Raw genomic sequence first — 16,361 nt, 5'->3', positions numbered from 1 at the left:
AAGCCGTCTTTTCCCACCGCTATGGGCAGGCGGCAAAAGGAGGGATGTATCATCCGCATTCGCTTAGGTCTGTTTGGTGCGGACGATTCGCTGTCAATTATTCAGGCGGTGGCGCAAGAGTACAAAGAGCTTGTTTGCGTTCCCGTTGTGTATTGGGATGAAAGTGAAGTGATCGATTTGATCCGCCCGCTCGCGTCAGAAGTTGATATGTGGCTGTTTTCCGGACAAGTGCCGTATTCGATCGTCAAGCAGTCCAGTGAGGTCGATGCGCCGCTGTTTTATGTGCCACATATTGGTGCCAGCTTGTACCGCACACTGCTGCAGGCGCACTATACGGAGCAGATTCCGGTCAGCCGGCTTAGTTTTGACACGTACGAGCGCCGCGAAATCGAACGGCTGCTCGAAGAGGCGGGCATCGAGGAGCCGATTCCATACGTCAAGCATTACGAGGGAGGCATTTCGGCCCAGGAACTGTCCGACTATCATTACACCCTTTGGAAACAAGGGAAAACGGAAGCAGCGGTCACCTGTTTGCGGACAGCCCATCTCGAACTGGAGAAACTCGGAATGCCGGTGTATCGGGTATTGCCTGCCCGCTCGGCGGTGGAAGCGGTCATCCAAACCATCATTCGCACCGGACAGATGCTGCAGGTGCAAGATGCGCAAATCGCCGTGCAAATGATTGAAGTCGATGCGATGCAGGCGGCCTCCCCAGAGACATTTTCGACCGATGACATATATCGTCTGGAGATGAAGACAACGGAAAAATTGCTACGGTATGCAAAAAAAGTCCAAGGGTCGCTGAAAAGCGCCGGGCCGGGCCGCTATGTCATTTTTACGACAAGGGGCGCATTAAAAGAGATCACCGATGGCTATAAAACGGTCCCCTCGGCGGAGGAGACGGAGCTCTTGTACAGCGAGGTCATCGCGTGCGGAATCGGCATCGGCCGAACGGCGTATGAGGCCGAAATTCAGGCTGGGAAGGCGTTTTTGCATGCGAAACAAAGCGGACGGGGTGCGTGGATGGTGGTGTTTGATGACGGAACGATCTCGGGTCCGTTAGGAAAAAGTGTGCACCTCCGCTATTCGCTCGGCGGCGGAGAACTGCGGCAGCTGGCGGAGCGGACGGGATTAAGCGCCGCGACGCTCTGCAAATTGAAAGCAATATTGCAAAAACGAGGAACCAACGAGATCGAAGCGCATGAGTTGGCCTCTTACATGGGGATTGTGCCGCGCAGCGCCCGCCGGATTTTAAACCAATTGGAGACCGTGGGCCTTGCCGAAGTGGCCGGGGAAACAAACCCGTATCCGCGCGGGCGTCCGCGCAAAGTATACCGCATTTTCTTATAATTGCTCGATCAGCTTCTGCCTTTAGCGACAGGCAGAAGTTTTTTGTTGTCTTGAAGGCGTTTGTATTATTTGTATTATTTGAAAATTTCATCTGTTTCCATTATAATTAAGGACATATCCGAAAATTATCCGTAATTGGCGTGAGGGGAGGATAGCTTGATTCAAGGGGAACGTCTTTGGCAACGGCTCATGGAACTAGGGGAGGTCGGCAAGCAACCAAGCGGCGGCGTCACGCGCCTCTCGTTCACTGCTGAAGAGCGGCGGGCCAAAGATCTCGTCGCTTCCTACATGCGCGAAGCCGGGCTTTTCGTATATGAAGACGCGGCTGGCAACTTGATCGGACGGAAAGAAGGGACGAATCCGGATGCCACGGTCGTCCTTGTTGGATCTCATCTCGATTCGGTTTACAACGGCGGCTGCTTTGATGGACCGCTCGGGGTGTTGGCCGGCGTGGAAGTCGTTCAGACGATGAACGAGCACGGTGTTGTGACGCACCACCCAATTGAAGTAGTGGCGTTCACTGACGAAGAGGGAGCGCGCTTTCGTTTCGGCATGATCGGCAGCCGCGCCATGGCCGGAACACTGCCGCCGGAAGCGCTCGAGTGCCGCGACGCGGAAGGGATTTCCCTCGCTGAAGCGATGAAACAGGCGGGGCTTGACCCGGACCGCTTGCCGCAGGCAGCGCGAAAACCAGGAACGGTGAAAGCCTATGTCGAATTGCATATCGAACAAGGACGGGTGCTTGAGGAGACAGGACTTCCAGTTGGCATCGTCACTGGCATCGCCGGTCTGATTTGGGTGAAATTTACCATCGAAGGAAAGGCGGAACATGCCGGCGCCACGCCGATGTCATTGCGGCGCGACCCGATGGCGGCGGCCGCCCAGATCATCATAGTGATCGAAGAGGAAGCAAGACGAACAGGGACAACGGTCGGTACTGTAGGACAGTTGCATGTATATCCGGGCGGTATTAATGTCATTCCGGAACGGGTCGAATTTGTGCTCGATTTGCGCGACTTGAAGGCTGAGGTGCGCGATCAAGTATGGAAAGCCATAGCCGTGCGGGCAGAGACGATCGCCAAGGAGCGGAACGTCCGCGTCACGACCGAGCGGCTGCAAGAAATGCCGCCGGTGCTATGTTCCGATGAGGTGAAGCGCGCGGCGGAGGCGGCGTGCCAAAAGCTTGGCTACCCGTCGTTTTGGCTGCCGAGCGGCGCAGCCCATGACAGCGTACAGTTGGCTCCGATTTGCCCAATCGGGATGATTTTTGTCCGCTCCCAAGACGGAGTGAGTCATAGTCCGGCGGAATGGAGTACTAAAGAAGACTGCGCCGCTGGAGCAGAGGTGCTTTATCATACAGTGTGGCAACTGGCCCAAGGGGAATAACGAAAAAGACAAACGAACAGGGGGAGACCATGGATGACAAGTGAAGAAATCAAACGACTCGTCGATGAAGTGAAAACGGACGTCATCGCCTGGCGCCGTCATTTGCATGCCCATCCGGAATTGTCGTTCCAAGAAGAGAAAACAGCGCAGTTTGTCTATGAGACGCTGCAATCATTCGGTCATCTTGAACTTTCGCGGCCGACGAAAACGAGCGTCATGGCGCGGCTCATTGGCCAACAGCCAGGCCGGGTCGTCGCCATTCGCGCTGATATGGACGCATTGCCGATTCAAGAGGAAAACACGTTTGAGTTTGCCTCAAAAAACCCAGGCGTGATGCATGCGTGCGGACATGACGGCCATACGGCGATGCTTCTCGGGACGGCGAAAATTTTCTCCCAGCTGCGCGATGACATTCGCGGTGAAATCCGCTTTTTGTTCCAACACGCGGAAGAATTGTTCCCCGGCGGGGCGGAGGAGATGGTGCAAGCCGGCGTCATGGACGGGGTGGACGTCGTCATCGGCACTCACCTTTGGTCGCCGCTCGAGCGCGGAAAAATCGGCATTGTGTATGGGCCGATGATGGCCGCACCCGACCGCTTTTTCATCCGCATCATCGGCAAAGGCGGCCACGGGGCGATGCCGCACCAAACGATCGATGCGATCGCCATCGGAGCGCAAGTCGTGACGAACTTGCAGCACATTGTCTCGCGCTATGTCGACCCGCTCGAGCCGCTTGTTCTGTCCGTGACGCAATTTGTGGCGGGTACGGCGCATAATGTCCTGCCTGGGGAGGTCGAAATCCAAGGGACAGTGCGCACGTTCGATGAGACGCTGCGGCGCACGGTGCCGCAATGGATGGAGCGCATTGTCAAAGGGATCACCGAAGCGCACGGCGCCTCGTATGAGTTTCGATTTGACTACGGCTACCGCCCGGTCATCAACTACGATGAAGTGACCCGCGTCATGGAGGAAACGGCGTGCGAGCTGTTCGGCGAAGAGGCAGTGGCCCGCTTGAAACCGAACATGGGCGGCGAAGATTTCTCCGCCTTTTTGCAAAAAGCGCCCGGCAGCTTTTTCTACGTCGGCGCGGGCAATGTAGAAAAAGGCATCGTTTACCCGCACCACCACCCGCGCTTTACGATTGACGAAGACGCGCTTGAGATTGGCGTGCAAATGTTTGTCGCGGCGACGTTGAAACTGTTGGCGGGGGCGGAATAGCTGTTTTCGCTTGACATATCCAAGATTGTCAGTTCAAACGTTTGATCCTTGGGTGGCGGGATTGATTGGCGCCGCTGGGTTGCTCACTGCCATGGTGCCAGGGTCGATGATTTTAGTGACAGCATCAACGTTGTGGTGAGTTGGATTCCGTTTGGCCCAGTTACGGTGAAAGAAGGAAAGCGGGCGATATAGGAGGAAAAGTTGGCGATTGGACATCGTGCTTATCAATGGACGGGGAAAGCAAAGAAGGCATGGAATGCATCCGTGCCTTCTTACATGCTTTATGGTTGTCTAACGTGCATTGAATCGCAACTTTTCATTTAATGTAACATGAGCTTCATCCAAAGTTCGCTTGTTTGGTGAATAAATGATAAATAGCATTTCATCATGATGAATCGGACAGTCGCCGCTGGCTTGACAAAATTTTATCAAGCTGAAGGCAGCCTGCATACGAATGTCCTCTTGAAAATCCGTGTGAATCCCTTCCTCCAGTCCGAATGGATCTTGAAAGTTCGTCATGTTGTTCGACTTTGAAAACAACGGAAGAAGAAAAGAAGGCGGAGTGATCTTGAAAGTTCGTCATGTTGTTCGACCCCTTTTTCCAATTAGTAGATGGATCACGCTACGTTTACGATGATCGGTCAGCATTGGCCGCTGTTGTGTTTGACTGCGCGGAATAGTTTGCTGCAAGGTGCATTGCATGAACCTTTTTAAATGGCATATGCAATCGATAAGAAAATTAACCAAGGCACCCCAAATTGTTTTACACGATGTAACCCATGTCGTCCAACGCCTGAAACAGCGGATTCGACAACTGACGAATCCCAACTAGATCCTCTCCATGCAGGAGCACATCCAGCGAGTAAATCAATACATCATGGGATGGATCGGATATTTTCAACTCATAAACACCCAATGCTCCGTCTCTTATTGCATCGAGGGTCGAGAGGCATTTTGTTTGCCTAGTCACTGTCGAACTCGGGTGCTTGAAAATAGATGAAAAATAAAGAATAAATTAGTTAGCTTATGAAAAAATAAATGTAAAACGCTTTCTTGATGATTTTTCCGTTTATTTTCAAAAAAATAGCTAATTTTAGCTGTTTGACGGTATGGTGGACCAAGAGTATAATGAGCCTCAAATTAAATAACCATTCATTCCCTAAAGATCGCTGAATCCGAATAGGAGCGGGGGAACCAACCGTGGCTTTGTGCGCCACATGGGGTGAATCCTGTTCAGGACGCCTGTTCTGAACGGGTAGGGTGACTCTCATCACCCGAATCCGTCAGCTAACCTCGTAAGCGTGTTGAGAGAAGGGGGGTATTTCCTATGGCTTGACATAGGCAGCCAGATACCCTCTGGCTGTCTTTTTTTGTTCTTTTTTATAAAAATATGTAATTTATGTAAAAAATAATAAATTTGGTTTGTTGGGAAATCTTCGTGTATGTATAAGTCAATGTTTCCGAACTTTAAGCGGAAAGATGACAAAAGGCGGAGGGATCACTGATGTGGGATGTGATGATGGTTGTTTTGCTTGTCGTGAGCTTTATTCTCTTTTATGAATTTTCTGTTTGGTGTGATTCCGTGGTGAATGGAGGAGAAGAACAATGATCTGGATAGTAGGGATGGTGATATTGGGGGTATTTTGCTATCTCGTATACGCACTTATTTACCCGGAAAAATTTTGAACTGACGGTCAGATAAATTCAGTTATGAATTGGAATATGAGTGATCACGCGTGAGGGGGAAGAAACATGTGGCATGTCTTTTCGCAATATACACTTATTTTCTTGTTGTTGATCGTTATCGCGGTGCCATTGGGAAAATATTTATATGTGGCTTTCTTTGAAAAAGGAAAGATCGATCGTTTCTTTTCGCCCATTGAAGCGGTGATTTATCGATTATCAGGTATTCGCTCACTAGAAGAGATGACTTGGAAGTCGTATTGTACAGCATTGTTGATCGTGAATGCGGCATTGTTAGGTATATCCTATGGGCTTTTGCGTATTCAACATTATTTGCCGCTTAATGGGGCCAAAGTGGAAAATATGGAGCCGACTCTTACGTTTAACACTGTGGTTAGTTTTATGACAAATACAAACCTGCAGCATTATAGCGGAGAATCTGGATTATCCATTTTATCACAGATGTTATTTGTGACGATGATGATGTTCACGTCAGCCGCCACGGGACTGACTGTTGCTACTGCTTTAATTCGCGCGTTGTCTAAAAAAGGAAAAACGATAGGGAATTTTTATCAAGATTTTGTGCGCGCGAATGTGCGTGTATTGCTCCCGCTATCTGTCATCGTAACGATCTTGTTAGTGGCCTTTGGGGTTCCGCAAACCTTCTTGGCCCGCATGGCTGTATCAACATTAGAGGGAGGCACACAAACGTTAGCGCTGGGACCTGTCGCTTCGCTTGAGTCCATCAAACACCTCGGGACAAACGGAGGGGGATTTTTCGGAGCGAACTCGTCTCATCCGTTTGAAAATCCTCATCCGTTTACGAACGTAATCGAGATGTTATCGATGTGGTGCATTCCAGCGGCTCTGCCTTTTACGTATGGTCATGCTGTAAAAAATCGCAAACAGGGGTGGGTATTGTTTGCGACAATGTTCGTTTTGTTCGTCATGATGCTTGGGGTTGTGTACAATGCGGAACAATCTGGGAATCCCCTTGTGGGCAAATCAGGATTTGCAGCTGACCAAGGAAATATGGAAGGCAAGGAAGTACGTTTCGGCATTCCGCTGTCCAGTTTATTTACGGCGATCACGACAGCGGCCACAACCGGGTCAGTCAACAATATGCACGATAGTTTGACTCCGATTGGGGGGCTCGTTCCGCTGGCATTAATGATGTTAAATAACGTGTTTGGCGGCGATGGGGTAGGGTTTGTGAACATCATGATGTATGCGATGATTGCCGTTTTTTTATCAGGCTTGATGGTCGGGCGTACACCTGAATTTTTAGGGCGCAAGATCGAGCCAAAGGAAATGAAGCTGATCGTCATCGCGTTGTTGCTTCATCCTCTCATTATTTTGGCGCCGTCAGCCATAGCGTTAATGACGCACATGGGGACCGAGGCAATCAGCAATCCTGGCTTCCACGGCATTTCGCAAGTGGTGTATGAATATACATCTTCGGCGGCGAACAATGGGTCAGGATTTGAGGGATTGAAGGATAATACGGCATTTTGGAACATTTCGACTGGTGTTGTCATGCTTTTGGGGAGATATGTTTCCATTATTGCGATGCTTGCGGTCGCTGGGTCTTTGGTCGGAAAACAGCCAGTGCCCGAAACCATTGGAACATTCCGTACCGATACAGCCACATTCGGCGTCATTTTATTTGGGACAGTGTTCATTATCGGAGCACTTACCTTTTTCCCTGTTCTGATCCTGGGTCCGGTGGCGGAATATTTAACCATTCGCTAAGGAGGAAACGTCGAGATGAGAGGGAATGACAATCGCCAATCACTGTTTCAGCCAGAGCTTGTGCGGCAAGCGGCAATAGAGAGCGTCAAAAAGTTAAATCCTCTTGTGATGATGCGCAACCCAGTAATGTTTGTCGTCGAGATTGGAACATTGATCGTGTTGCTTATGCTTTTGTTTCCTCGCTTTTTTAGAATAGAGGATTGGAAATATGAATTAGCGGTATTCGTCATTCTTTTGCTCACGATTTTATTCGCTAATTTTGCTGAGGCTTTGGCGGAAGGACGAGGAAAGGCACAAGCGGAATCGCTGAAGAAAACGAAAGCGGATACGATCGCCAAGCGGATCAGCGCAAAAGGGGAAATAGAACTGGTTGCGTCCACACAGTTGCGAAAAGGGGATATTGTTCTCGTCGAAGCCGGTGATCTCATTCCAGGTGACGGCGAAATCATAGAAGGGTTGGCGTCCATTGATGAATCGGCCATTACTGGGGAATCCGCCCCTGTTATTAAGGAGGCAGGGGGAGATTTCAGTTCGGTGACAGGCGGCACAAAAGTCGTCAGCGATTGGATTAAAGTAAAAATCACAGCCGACCCCGGCGAGTCTTTTTTGGATAAAATGATCTCTCTTGTTGAAGGAGCAACGAGGCAAAAAACGCCGAACGAGTTGGCGCTGAACATTTTGCTTGTGACTCTCACGCTCATCTTTTTGATTGTCGTTGTCACATTAGTTCCGATTGCCCGTTATGTCGGCATCCATTTGTCGATAACAACCTTGATCATCTTGCTTGTTTGTTTGATTCCGACGACCATTGGCGGCTTATTATCGGCCATTGGAATCGCCGGGATGAACCGCTTGACACAATTCAACGTGTTGGCGATGTCCGGAAAAGCGGTGGAAGCGGCAGGGGACGTTACAACTATCGTGCTTGATAAGACGGGAACGATTACGTTTGGAAATCGAATGGCCGCCCAGTTTATTCCTGTTGGCGGGACTACAGAGGAGCAAGTACGGGAAGCAGCCGTTTTGTCTTCGATTAAGGATGAGACACCTGAGGGGCGTTCTGTTCTTGAATTGGCGAAACAGCAAGGATGGAAAGCAGATGTTGCTGAGTATGAACACGAGGAGTTTGTCCCGTTTACTGCCGAGACAAGAATGAGCGGCATGAACGTGCAAGGCATTCCGTATCGCAAGGGAGCGGTGGATGCCATTTCCCGTCATGTCAAACAGCTGGGCGGCCGCATTCCAAGCGATTTGAAAGAAAAAAGCGAACAAATCGCTAAACAGGGGGGCACGCCGTTGGCTGTCTCCGTTGGAGCAGACATCGTGGGCATCATCTATTTGAAAGATACCGTAAAACCGGGAATGCGCCAACGATTTGATGAATTGAGAAAAATGGGGATCAAAACGATCATGTGCACAGGAGACAACCCACTGACCGCTGCAACGATTGCCAACGAGGCAGGAGTGGATGAGTTTATTGCGGAAAGCAAGCCGGAAGACAAGATTCGTGTTATTCGGGAAGAACAAGCGAAAGGGAATTTGGTTGCTATGACGGGGGATGGTACGAATGACGCGCCGGCTTTGGCGCAGGCGGATGTCGGATTGGCCATGAATAGCGGTACGATGGCGGCAAAAGAAGCGGCGAATATGATTGATTTAGACTCCGATCCGACGAAAATTATTGAAGTGATATCCATCGGGAAGCAACTGCTGATGACCCGGGGGGCATTGACCACATTTAGCATTGCCAATGATATTGCCAAATATTTTGCTATTTTGCCGGCTGTGTTTGTGGCCAGCATTCCGCAGATGAAATCGATCGATATTTTGCATCTGCATTCGCCAGCGAGCGCCATTTTATCCGCGTTAATTTTCAATGCGGTGATCATCCCTCTGTTGATTCCGTTGGCGATGAGAGGGGTGCGCTATCAACCGATGTCATCGGAAAAACTTTTGCGTAGAAATATGTTGATTTATGGAGGCGGAGGAGTCATTGCTCCATTCATTGGCATAAAGGTCATTGATCTTGCCCTAGGCCTGTTTATGTAAAAGAGAGGAGGATTTGGCATGAGAAATATTCGCCTTGCTTTGCTCATGATCGTTTTGCTTGGGCTCGGGTATCCGGCAGCGATGACGGGCCTTGCCCAGTTGTTATTTCCTCATCAAGCGAAAGGAAGCATTATTTATGAGAAGGGAAGAGCCATCGGTTCGGAATTGATTGGACAATCATTTCAGGGGGACTCCTATTTTCACGGCCGCCCTTCGTCGATTCAATATGATGCAAGTGCATCAGGTTCACCAAATTATGGGCCTTCCAGCAAAGAAATGATGGAACGGATGGAGAAAGATGCAGAGCAATGGTTGAAAAAAGTTCCTGGAAAGACGAAAAAAGATATCCCTATCGATTTAATCACCAATTCAGGATCTGGACTCGACCCTCATATTAGCCCGGCTGCCGCATTGTTCCAAGTGCCGATGGTAGCAAAGGCAACGGGATTATCGGAGCAACAATTGACCCGTTTGGTCAAGCAGCACATTGAAGGAAGAGCGATGGGCGTTTTTGGTGAACCGCGGGTCAACGTTGTGCGCTTAAATATGGCTGTTCAAAAATTAGTGGAGGAGCGTTCCAAACGGAATGAATCATAAATATAGACGAATGACTCCGGAAGAGATATTGAAGAAAATCGAAAATATGAAGAAAGGCCGCCTCAAAATTTATATTGGGGCGGCCCCTGGTGTCGGGAAAACATTTCATATGTTGAGGGATGCTCACGATGTGAGAGAAAAAGGGATCGATATCGTCATCGGAATTGTTGAAACACACGGACGGGCTGAGACAGAGGCAGAAATCAAAGACTTGGAAATCATTCCTCGCAAGAAAATCCATTATAAAGGAAAAGAATTTGCGGAATTGGATGTCGACGCGGTGATTCGACGCAACCCGGATGTGGTGATTGTGGACGAATTGGCCCATACCAACGCCCCGGGCAGTAAAAACAAAAAGCGCTATCAGGATGTACAAGAAATTTTGCAGGCGGGAATTCATGTTTGGACGGCAATGAATATTCAACATCTAGAAAGTGTTCATGATATCGTTGAGCAAGTAACAGGGGTCCAAGTGAATGAACGCGTGCCAGATTTTATGCTTAGGGAAGCCGATGAAATCGAAGTGATTGATATCACGCCGGAAGCGTTGCGCGAGCGCATTAAAGAAGGGAAAGTATATGGGAAAGAAAAAATTGATCAGGCGCTCAATCATTTTTTTCGCAAGGGCAATCTCGTTGCCTTGCGGGAGTTGACGTTAAGAGAAGTGGCCGATGATATTGAGATGCGTTTGGAGAAAGAGAGAGAAGAACAGGGAATTGAAGAACCGACCGGCATTCATGAAAAAATTCTAGTGTGTGTCAACTATCGGCCAAACGCTGAAAAATTAATTCGACGTGGATGGCGGATCGCTCAACGATTAAACGCCGAGTTATACATTTTGCACATTAAGCAGAAAAGACAATCGCCAGAAAGGGCGATAGCAGAATGGGAGAAAATGGCTAAGCAATTTGGCGCCACTTTTCTCGTTCGAGAGGCTGCCTCGCGCCGTGTTGCCCATCAAATCGTGGATGTATGTCGAGAATATAAAATCACCCAGATTGTGATGGGGATGTCTGCTCGGACGAGATGGGAGGAAATATGGAAAGGATCGCTCATTAATGTAATTATGCAGCAACTTAAACATGTTGATGTGCTTGTTGTATCTGACAGATAGAGAAGAGGGGCATCTTTGATCATAGTTCCAAAAGAAGACTCCCGTTCGCAATTCAAGCAATAAGCGGAAGATGAATGTCGGCTGGCGCCAGCCAAAACGTATGATAAAATCAATGTGCATTGCGTACAGGCTGTTGACGGACTTAAGCGGCTAAGCAGCGCACGAGACGAGAGGAAATTCAAAGTGCACGCTGTGCATAGCATTGTCGTCGACCTCCAATCGTGCAAAAACCCCGGGGGATCGACGACAATCTTTTTACACACTTCAAGCCTACAGCCATCGTACATGAACACGATTGACAGAATTTTTGGATTATGGTATTCTGAAAATAACTTTGGAGCAAAAAGATTGATATATCAAGTGCTTTCTGGGTTTTTATCGTACCTATGAGGGATTGAAACCAGTTGAGTACCGTCCGGACGAATACGTAGTCATTGACTAGTTTTTATCGTACCTATGAGGGATTGAAACTTGGGGATCCTTCCCCTTATCGCCGGCACGAGTTCGTTTTTATCGTACCTATGAGGGATTGAAACAAAGTTTTTCGTCGCCCCATGGAGACCGCGCGCCCCATGTTTTTATCGTACCTATGAGGGATTGAAACTATATGCAAGCAACAAAATGAAGGTGTCGGTCGTAGTTTTTATCGTACCTATGAGGGATTGAAACCATTCGGAAATCCGATAGTAACAATAAATAATGTGCGTTTTTATCGTACCTATGAGGGATTGAAACTCAACGCCACGAGCCGCAAGTGACTGAATAGCGACGTTTTTATCGTACCTATGAGGGATTGAAACAACTGTCTGCTTCAATTTTTGACTGCCATTGTTGAGTTTTTATCGTACCTATGAGGGATTGAAACCAGCCATTCTTTTATCACATCACAGCCCTCCCAGGTGTTTTTATCGTACCTATGAGGGATTGAAACGTGTTTCCTTGGGAACAATGCGGTTTTTTTATAAAGAGTTTTTATCGTACCTATGAGGGATTGAAACTCACGTTTGGTCAGCATCGTCTAACACCCCTAAAATCGTTTTTATCGTACCTATGAGGGATTGAAACTATCCGCTCATTGATGACCCACATTCCGGACATTTGAGTTTTTATCGTACCTGTGAGAGATTGAAACCTTCGTGTTTTGTGCGAACGATCGTCGCAATAAACGCTTTTCATCACACCGTAAGCAACTCCATGGAGCGCACATAGGTTTAAATCTGTGCGGTGGAGAGAGGTTAAGAGTTGGCGAAGATGACTGAAAGAGATGAATCAGCATTCGCGGGCTATGTCTGTGCGATACCGGCGATCCGCTTCTGCCGTTTGTTTTAGGCAGGAGTTTTTTATTGTTATACAGCCGCTTTATGTCCATCCCGAATTGTCGTTCCAGGAAGAGAAAACGGCGCAATTTGTGTACGAGACGCTGCAATCATTAGGTCATCTTGAACTTTCGCGGCCGACGAAAACGAGCGTCATGGCGCGGCTCATTGGCCAACAGCCAGGCCGGGTCGTCGCCATTCGCGCGGATATGGACGCCCTGCCGATCCAAGAGGAAAACACGTTTGAGTTTGCCTCAAAAAACCCAGGCGTCATGCATGCGTGCGGGCATGACGGCCATACGGCGATGCTTTTGGGGACGGCGAAAATTTTCTCCCAGTTGCGCGATGACATTCGCGGTGAAATCCGCTTTTTGTTCCAACACGCGGAAGAATTGTTCCCCGGCGGGGCGGAGGAGATGGTGCAAGCTGGTGTCATGGACGGGGTGGACGTCGTCATCGGCGCTCACCTTTGGTCGCCGCTCGAGCGCGGAAAAATCGGCATTGTGTATGGACCGATGATGGCGTCACCCGACTGCTTTTTCATCCGCATCATCGGCAAAGGCGGCCATGGGGCGATGCCGCACCAAACGATCGATGCGATCGCCATCGGAGCGCAAGTCGTGACGAACTTGCAGCATATCATCTCGCGCTATGTCGACCCGCTCGAGCCGCTTGTTCTGTCCGTGACGCAATTTGTCGCGGGTACGGCGCATAATGTCCTGCCTGGGGAGGTCGAAATCCAAGGGACAGTGCGCACGTTCGATGAGACGCTGCGGCGTACGGTGCCGCAATGGATGGAGCGCATTGTCAAAGGGATCACCGAAGCGCACGGCGCCTCGTATGAGTTTCAATTTGACTACGGCTACCGCCCAGTCATCAACTACGATGAAGTGACCCGCGTCATGGAGGAAACGGCGTGCGAGCTGTTCGGCGAAGAGGCAGTGGCCCGCTTGAAACCGAACATGGGCGGCGAAGATTTCTCCGCCTTTTTGCAAAAAGCGCCCGGCAGCTTTTTCTACGTCGGCGCGGGCAATGTAGAAAAAGGCATTGTTTACCCGCACCACCACCCGCGCTTTACGATTGACGAAGACGCGCTTGAGATCGGCGTGCAAATGTTTGTCGCCGCGACGTTGAAACTGTTGGCGGGGGCGGAATAGCTGTTTTCGCTTGACATATCCAAGGAGGGAGAGAAGATGAAAAGCATCCGTTGGTTAATGATTGTCCCATTTATCGGCATGCTCGGCGGCGTTCCTTTTGTGAATCAAGTGACTCCGTACGTGTTTGGCATGCCGTTGCTTCTCTTTTGGCTGGTCGCTTGGGTGATCGCCACTTCGGTTATCATGGCCATCGTGTATCGTTTTGACCCTGCGGTGAAGGAGGATGAGCAGACATGAACTCGGCCTTAGTGATGATTTTTGCTTTCTTGTTGCTGTCTCTTTATCTAGGGGTGCAGGCGCGAAAAGGAAAAGACATGAATTTGGAGCAATGGACCGTCGGTGGGCGCGGATTTGGCACAGTTTTCGTTTTCCTCCTGATGGCCGGTGAAATTTACACAACGTTCACGTTCCTTGGCGGAAGCGGTTGGGCCTATGGAAAAGGGGGGCCGACGTTTTACATCATTGCCTACGGCTGCCTGGCCTATGTGTTATCGTATTGGATGCTTCCCCCGAGTTCGACAGTTTTGAGGTCATTTTAGGCAAATGGAAATGACCAAAATGCTGTTATATCAAGGGTTTCGTGATGCGGATCCTAGGAAAAAATACCGAATTTCATAGGCACACGATTTATTAATTTTTTCTTTTAAAAATAAATTTTATACGTTATAATATAGGCATGTACATACGACGAGTTACACGCAAAAACAAGGATGGAACAACCGTTGCTTATCTCCAGCTTGCTCACAATGAATGGGATCCAAAGGCCAAATATGCGAAAGCGAAGGTGATTTATTCATTCGGGCGCGAAGACGAGGTGGATCGCGCCGTCTTGGAACGTCTGGCCAAAAGCATTTCGCGATTCCTTTCTCCTGAGCAGGCTTGGGAAGTCGAAAAGTTGACAGGAGAAGCTTCCGATGACTTTCAATTCCAGTCATGCAAACACCTCGGCGGCGTTTGGCTCTTGGATCAGCTCTGGAGACAACTGGGGTTGGGAGAGATTCTCCACTCCTTGTTTACCTCCCGACATCACCAGATTTCGCTGGAACGGCTGATTTTTGCCATGGTGGCCAATCGCGCCCTTCATCCGTCAAGCAAGTTGGCGATGGAGGAGTGGGTGGAGAAAGACGTGTATATCCCTCACCTTCCTCAAGTCGCCAGCCATCAGTTATACCGGGCGATGGATGAGCTGCTGGCCGTACAGCCGGAATTGGAGCGCCAAGTGTTCCATGCCGTGGCCGATTTATTGAATTTGGAAGTCGACTTGATTTACTTCGATACGACTTCGTCGTACTTCGAAGTGGATCCCTCTGAAACACCGGAAGGAGAATCGCTTCGAAAACAAGGATTCTCGAAAGACAAACGCCCAGACTTGGTTCAAATCGTCATGGGGCTGGCTGTCACCCGGGAAGGAATCCCGATTCGCGCTTGGGTATGGCCTGGCAATACCATGGACATGACGGTCATCAAACAGGTGAAACAAGACTTGATTGGCTGGAAGCTTGGACGTGTGATCAGCGTCATGGACCGCGGCTTTTCCTCTGAAGAGAATTTGCGAATCTTGCAACAGGCCGGCGGACACTACATTGTCGGCGAAAAAATGCGATCCGGCAAAGCCGCCGTCGAAGAGGCCTTAAGCCGTCGCGGACGTTATCATGAAGTGGACGAGAATTTGCACATCAAAGAAATCATCGTCGGCGACGGAGAAGCGCGTCAGCGCTATGTTCTCGTGTACAATCCCAGCGAAGCCGAACGCCAACGCAAGGAGCGGGAAACGCTGCTCGAATCGCTGAAAGAAGAGTTGGAAGGGCTTCGTCAACTCCCCAACGAAGCCCATCATAAGGCGACCTGCCGGCTGCGTTCCCATCCGTCCTACGGAAAATACTTGCGCCAGTTGAAGGACGGAACCCTTCGCATTGACAAGCAGGCGGTTCGTGACGCGGAAAAGTACGACGGCAAATATCTCATCCGGACATCTGACGACACCTTGTCTGCCGAAGATGTCGCCATCGGGTATAAGCAGCTGGTGGATATTGAGCAGGCCTTCCGAACATTGAAGTCTACATTGAAATTGCGACCTATGTATCATCGCTTGGAAGACCGCATTCGGGCGCATGTGCTGCTCAGTTGGCTTGCTCTCTTGTTAGTTCGGATCGTGGAGATCCGAACTCATGAATCGTGGCCAAACGTAAGAGACGAATGTGAGCGTCTTATGCTTGGACATTTTTCTTCCAAAAACGGAGACCTTTATCAACGAACCGAACTGACGGCCAAACAAGCGCAACTCTTTGCGGCTCTAGGGCTGGAGCCTCCTCCGAAGATCCTAGGCATCCATCCTCGCGCCTAGATACACGCCCAAAGTGTGCCCAAATGTCTCTCGTCCCTTTTGCATCAAGGGGCGAGAGGCATTTTGTTTGCCTAGTGACTGTCGAACTCGGGATGATAATTTACAACTAGAATTTTCAAAACCGAAAAGCACATAGGCCAAAGATTCAAGTGTTCATCGCATATTACGAATAGCTTTTAGTCACTTTAATTTTTCTTTCGCTAATAAATTTCTTTTGTCGACCAACAACCCGTACTACTTGCTTTATATACTGTTTTTCAGGTGGGCACGGTGCTTTTCCTGTTTCAATCCTAATTAGAGGACAAGCAGATCCTTGACAAGAAGGTCTTAGGAAGCACTTCTTACAGCCCTCATCTTCAGACTCATCGTTCATAACCCACAAAGCAAATTTATCT

The 16,361-nt window shown here is 49.4% G+C and carries 13 protein-coding genes, 3 pseudogenes, 1 CRISPR repeat array and 1 riboswitch; of the genes and pseudogenes, 13 read left to right on the top strand and 3 right to left on the bottom strand.

Annotation, left to right across the window (positions count from 1 at the left end; all coding sequences use genetic code 11):
• Positions 1-21: 21 nt before the first annotated feature.
• The 3 genes from BRO54_RS16640 to BRO54_RS16630 all read left to right on the top strand — a co-directional run bounded on the left by BRO54_RS16640 (position 22) and on the right by BRO54_RS16630 (position 3,954).
• Entirely contained in the window at positions 22-1,350 is a 1,329-nt protein-coding gene (locus tag BRO54_RS16640; protein ID WP_014196895.1) for a helix-turn-helix domain-containing protein, read from the top strand.
• A gap of 156 nt (positions 1,351-1,506) precedes the next feature.
• On the top strand, positions 1,507-2,736 hold the full coding sequence (locus BRO54_RS16635) for a hydantoinase/carbamoylase family amidase (RefSeq protein ID WP_033026504.1): 1,230 nt from the start codon (positions 1,507-1,509) through the stop codon (positions 2,734-2,736).
• A 33-nt stretch (positions 2,737-2,769) separates the two neighbouring features.
• Complete coding sequence (locus BRO54_RS16630; RefSeq protein ID WP_033026498.1) at positions 2,770-3,954, top strand: M20 family metallopeptidase; 1,185 nt, start codon at positions 2,770-2,772, stop codon at positions 3,952-3,954.
• A gap of 323 nt (positions 3,955-4,277) precedes the next feature.
• On the opposite strand, the pseudogene BRO54_RS16625 reads toward BRO54_RS16630, so the two are convergent.
• Together BRO54_RS16625 and BRO54_RS20655 are read right to left on the bottom strand one after the other, a co-directional pair.
• A pseudogene (locus BRO54_RS16625) lies at positions 4,278-4,473 on the bottom strand (tryptophan 2,3-dioxygenase family protein); the annotation flags it as partial.
• A gap of 244 nt (positions 4,474-4,717) precedes the next feature.
• Positions 4,718-4,855, bottom strand: coding sequence for a hypothetical protein (locus BRO54_RS20655; protein ID WP_227412737.1), 138 nt, complete (start codon positions 4,853-4,855; stop codon positions 4,718-4,720).
• Here BRO54_RS20655 and BRO54_RS20935 point away from each other — a divergent pair.
• From BRO54_RS20935 to BRO54_RS16575, 10 genes and pseudogenes are all read left to right on the top strand, one after another.
• Complete coding sequence (locus tag BRO54_RS20935; protein ID WP_227412636.1) at positions 4,796-4,954, top strand: group II intron maturase-specific domain-containing protein; 159 nt, start codon at positions 4,796-4,798, stop codon at positions 4,952-4,954. The genes BRO54_RS20655 and BRO54_RS20935 overlap by 60 nt on opposite strands.
• Positions 4,955-5,111: 157 nt before the next feature.
• Positions 5,112-5,270, top strand: a riboswitch (cyclic di-AMP (ydaO/yuaA leader).
• A 289-nt stretch (positions 5,271-5,559) separates the two neighbouring features.
• Positions 5,560-5,640: a K(+)-transporting ATPase subunit F gene (kdpF, locus tag BRO54_RS21030; protein WP_068895790.1), complete on the top strand. Its 81-nt coding sequence runs from the start codon at positions 5,560-5,562 to the stop codon at positions 5,638-5,640.
• A gap of 66 nt (positions 5,641-5,706) precedes the next feature.
• A complete protein-coding gene (kdpA, locus tag BRO54_RS16610) occupies positions 5,707-7,389 on the top strand; it encodes a potassium-transporting ATPase subunit KdpA (RefSeq protein WP_011232718.1) in 1,683 nt (560 codons plus the stop codon).
• A gap of 15 nt (positions 7,390-7,404) precedes the next feature.
• Positions 7,405-9,438 (top strand): potassium-transporting ATPase subunit KdpB, encoded by a 2,034-nt coding sequence (gene kdpB, locus BRO54_RS16605; RefSeq protein ID WP_011232717.1) that lies wholly within the window; start codon positions 7,405-7,407, stop codon positions 9,436-9,438.
• A gap of 18 nt (positions 9,439-9,456) precedes the next feature.
• A complete protein-coding gene (gene kdpC, locus BRO54_RS16600) occupies positions 9,457-10,035 on the top strand; it encodes a potassium-transporting ATPase subunit KdpC (RefSeq protein WP_011232716.1) in 579 nt (192 codons plus the stop codon).
• Positions 10,025-11,149, top strand: a complete 1,125-nt coding sequence (gene kdpDN, locus BRO54_RS16595) for a KdpD-like non-kinase potassium sensor (protein WP_074044654.1) — start codon at positions 10,025-10,027, stop codon at positions 11,147-11,149. The genes kdpC and kdpDN overlap by 11 nt, the downstream gene beginning before the upstream one ends.
• 371 nt (positions 11,150-11,520) lie before the next feature.
• Positions 11,521-12,281: direct repeats of the CRISPR family, unit length 30 nt; unit sequence GTTTTTATCGTACCTATGAGGGATTGAAAC.
• A gap of 132 nt (positions 12,282-12,413) precedes the next feature.
• On the top strand, positions 12,414-13,622 hold the full coding sequence (locus BRO54_RS16590) for a M20 family metallopeptidase (RefSeq protein ID WP_139268085.1): 1,209 nt from the start codon (positions 12,414-12,416) through the stop codon (positions 13,620-13,622).
• Between the two features lie 36 nt (positions 13,623-13,658).
• The gene (locus BRO54_RS16585; protein ID WP_011232711.1) at positions 13,659-13,859 is read left to right on the top strand and encodes a DUF3311 domain-containing protein; all 201 of its coding nucleotides are present in this window, start codon (positions 13,659-13,661) and stop codon (positions 13,857-13,859) included.
• Positions 13,856-14,131: pseudogene (locus BRO54_RS16580) on the top strand (sodium:solute symporter family protein); the annotation flags it as partial. The gene BRO54_RS16585 and the pseudogene BRO54_RS16580, both read left to right, overlap by 4 nt.
• A gap of 167 nt (positions 14,132-14,298) precedes the next feature.
• Positions 14,299-15,966 (top strand): IS1634 family transposase, encoded by a 1,668-nt coding sequence (locus BRO54_RS16575; RefSeq protein WP_074044653.1) that lies wholly within the window; start codon positions 14,299-14,301, stop codon positions 15,964-15,966.
• 163 nt (positions 15,967-16,129) lie between these two features.
• On the opposite strand, the pseudogene BRO54_RS20270 reads toward BRO54_RS16575, so the two are convergent.
• Positions 16,130-16,361: pseudogene (locus BRO54_RS20270) on the bottom strand (hypothetical protein); the annotation flags it as partial.

The sequence above is a fragment of the Geobacillus proteiniphilus genome (genome assembly GCF_001908025.1).
GTDB classification, from domain to species: Bacteria; Bacillota; Bacilli; order Bacillales; family Anoxybacillaceae; genus Geobacillus; species Geobacillus proteiniphilus.
The sequence above is the reverse complement of the archived record's forward strand: the minus strand, read 5'-3'. Positions and strand labels throughout refer to the sequence as shown.

Bases quoted from the DNA above. Each gene is read 5' to 3' on its own strand.
- BRO54_RS20935 (WP_227412636.1), top strand. From the start codon at position 4,796: ATGCAGGAGCACATCCAGCGAGTAAATCAATACATCATGGGATGGATC.
- kdpC (WP_011232716.1), top strand. From the start codon at position 9,457: ATGAGAAATATTCGCCTTGCTTTGCTCATGATCGTTTTGCTTGGGCTC.
- kdpA (WP_011232718.1), top strand. From the start codon at position 5,707: ATGTGGCATGTCTTTTCGCAATATACACTTATTTTCTTGTTGTTGATC.
- BRO54_RS16630 (WP_033026498.1), top strand. From the start codon at position 2,770: ATGACAAGTGAAGAAATCAAACGACTCGTCGATGAAGTGAAAACGGAC.
- kdpDN (WP_074044654.1), top strand. From the start codon at position 10,025: ATGAATCATAAATATAGACGAATGACTCCGGAAGAGATATTGAAGAAA.
- BRO54_RS16590 (WP_139268085.1), top strand. From the start codon at position 12,414: ATGAATCAGCATTCGCGGGCTATGTCTGTGCGATACCGGCGATCCGCT.
- kdpF (WP_068895790.1), top strand. From the start codon at position 5,560: ATGATCTGGATAGTAGGGATGGTGATATTGGGGGTATTTTGCTATCTC.
- kdpB (WP_011232717.1), top strand. From the start codon at position 7,405: ATGAGAGGGAATGACAATCGCCAATCACTGTTTCAGCCAGAGCTTGTG.
- BRO54_RS16585 (WP_011232711.1), top strand. From the start codon at position 13,659: ATGAAAAGCATCCGTTGGTTAATGATTGTCCCATTTATCGGCATGCTC.
- BRO54_RS16575 (WP_074044653.1), top strand. From the start codon at position 14,299: ATGTACATACGACGAGTTACACGCAAAAACAAGGATGGAACAACCGTT.
- BRO54_RS16640 (WP_014196895.1), top strand. From the start codon at position 22: ATGGGCAGGCGGCAAAAGGAGGGATGTATCATCCGCATTCGCTTAGGT.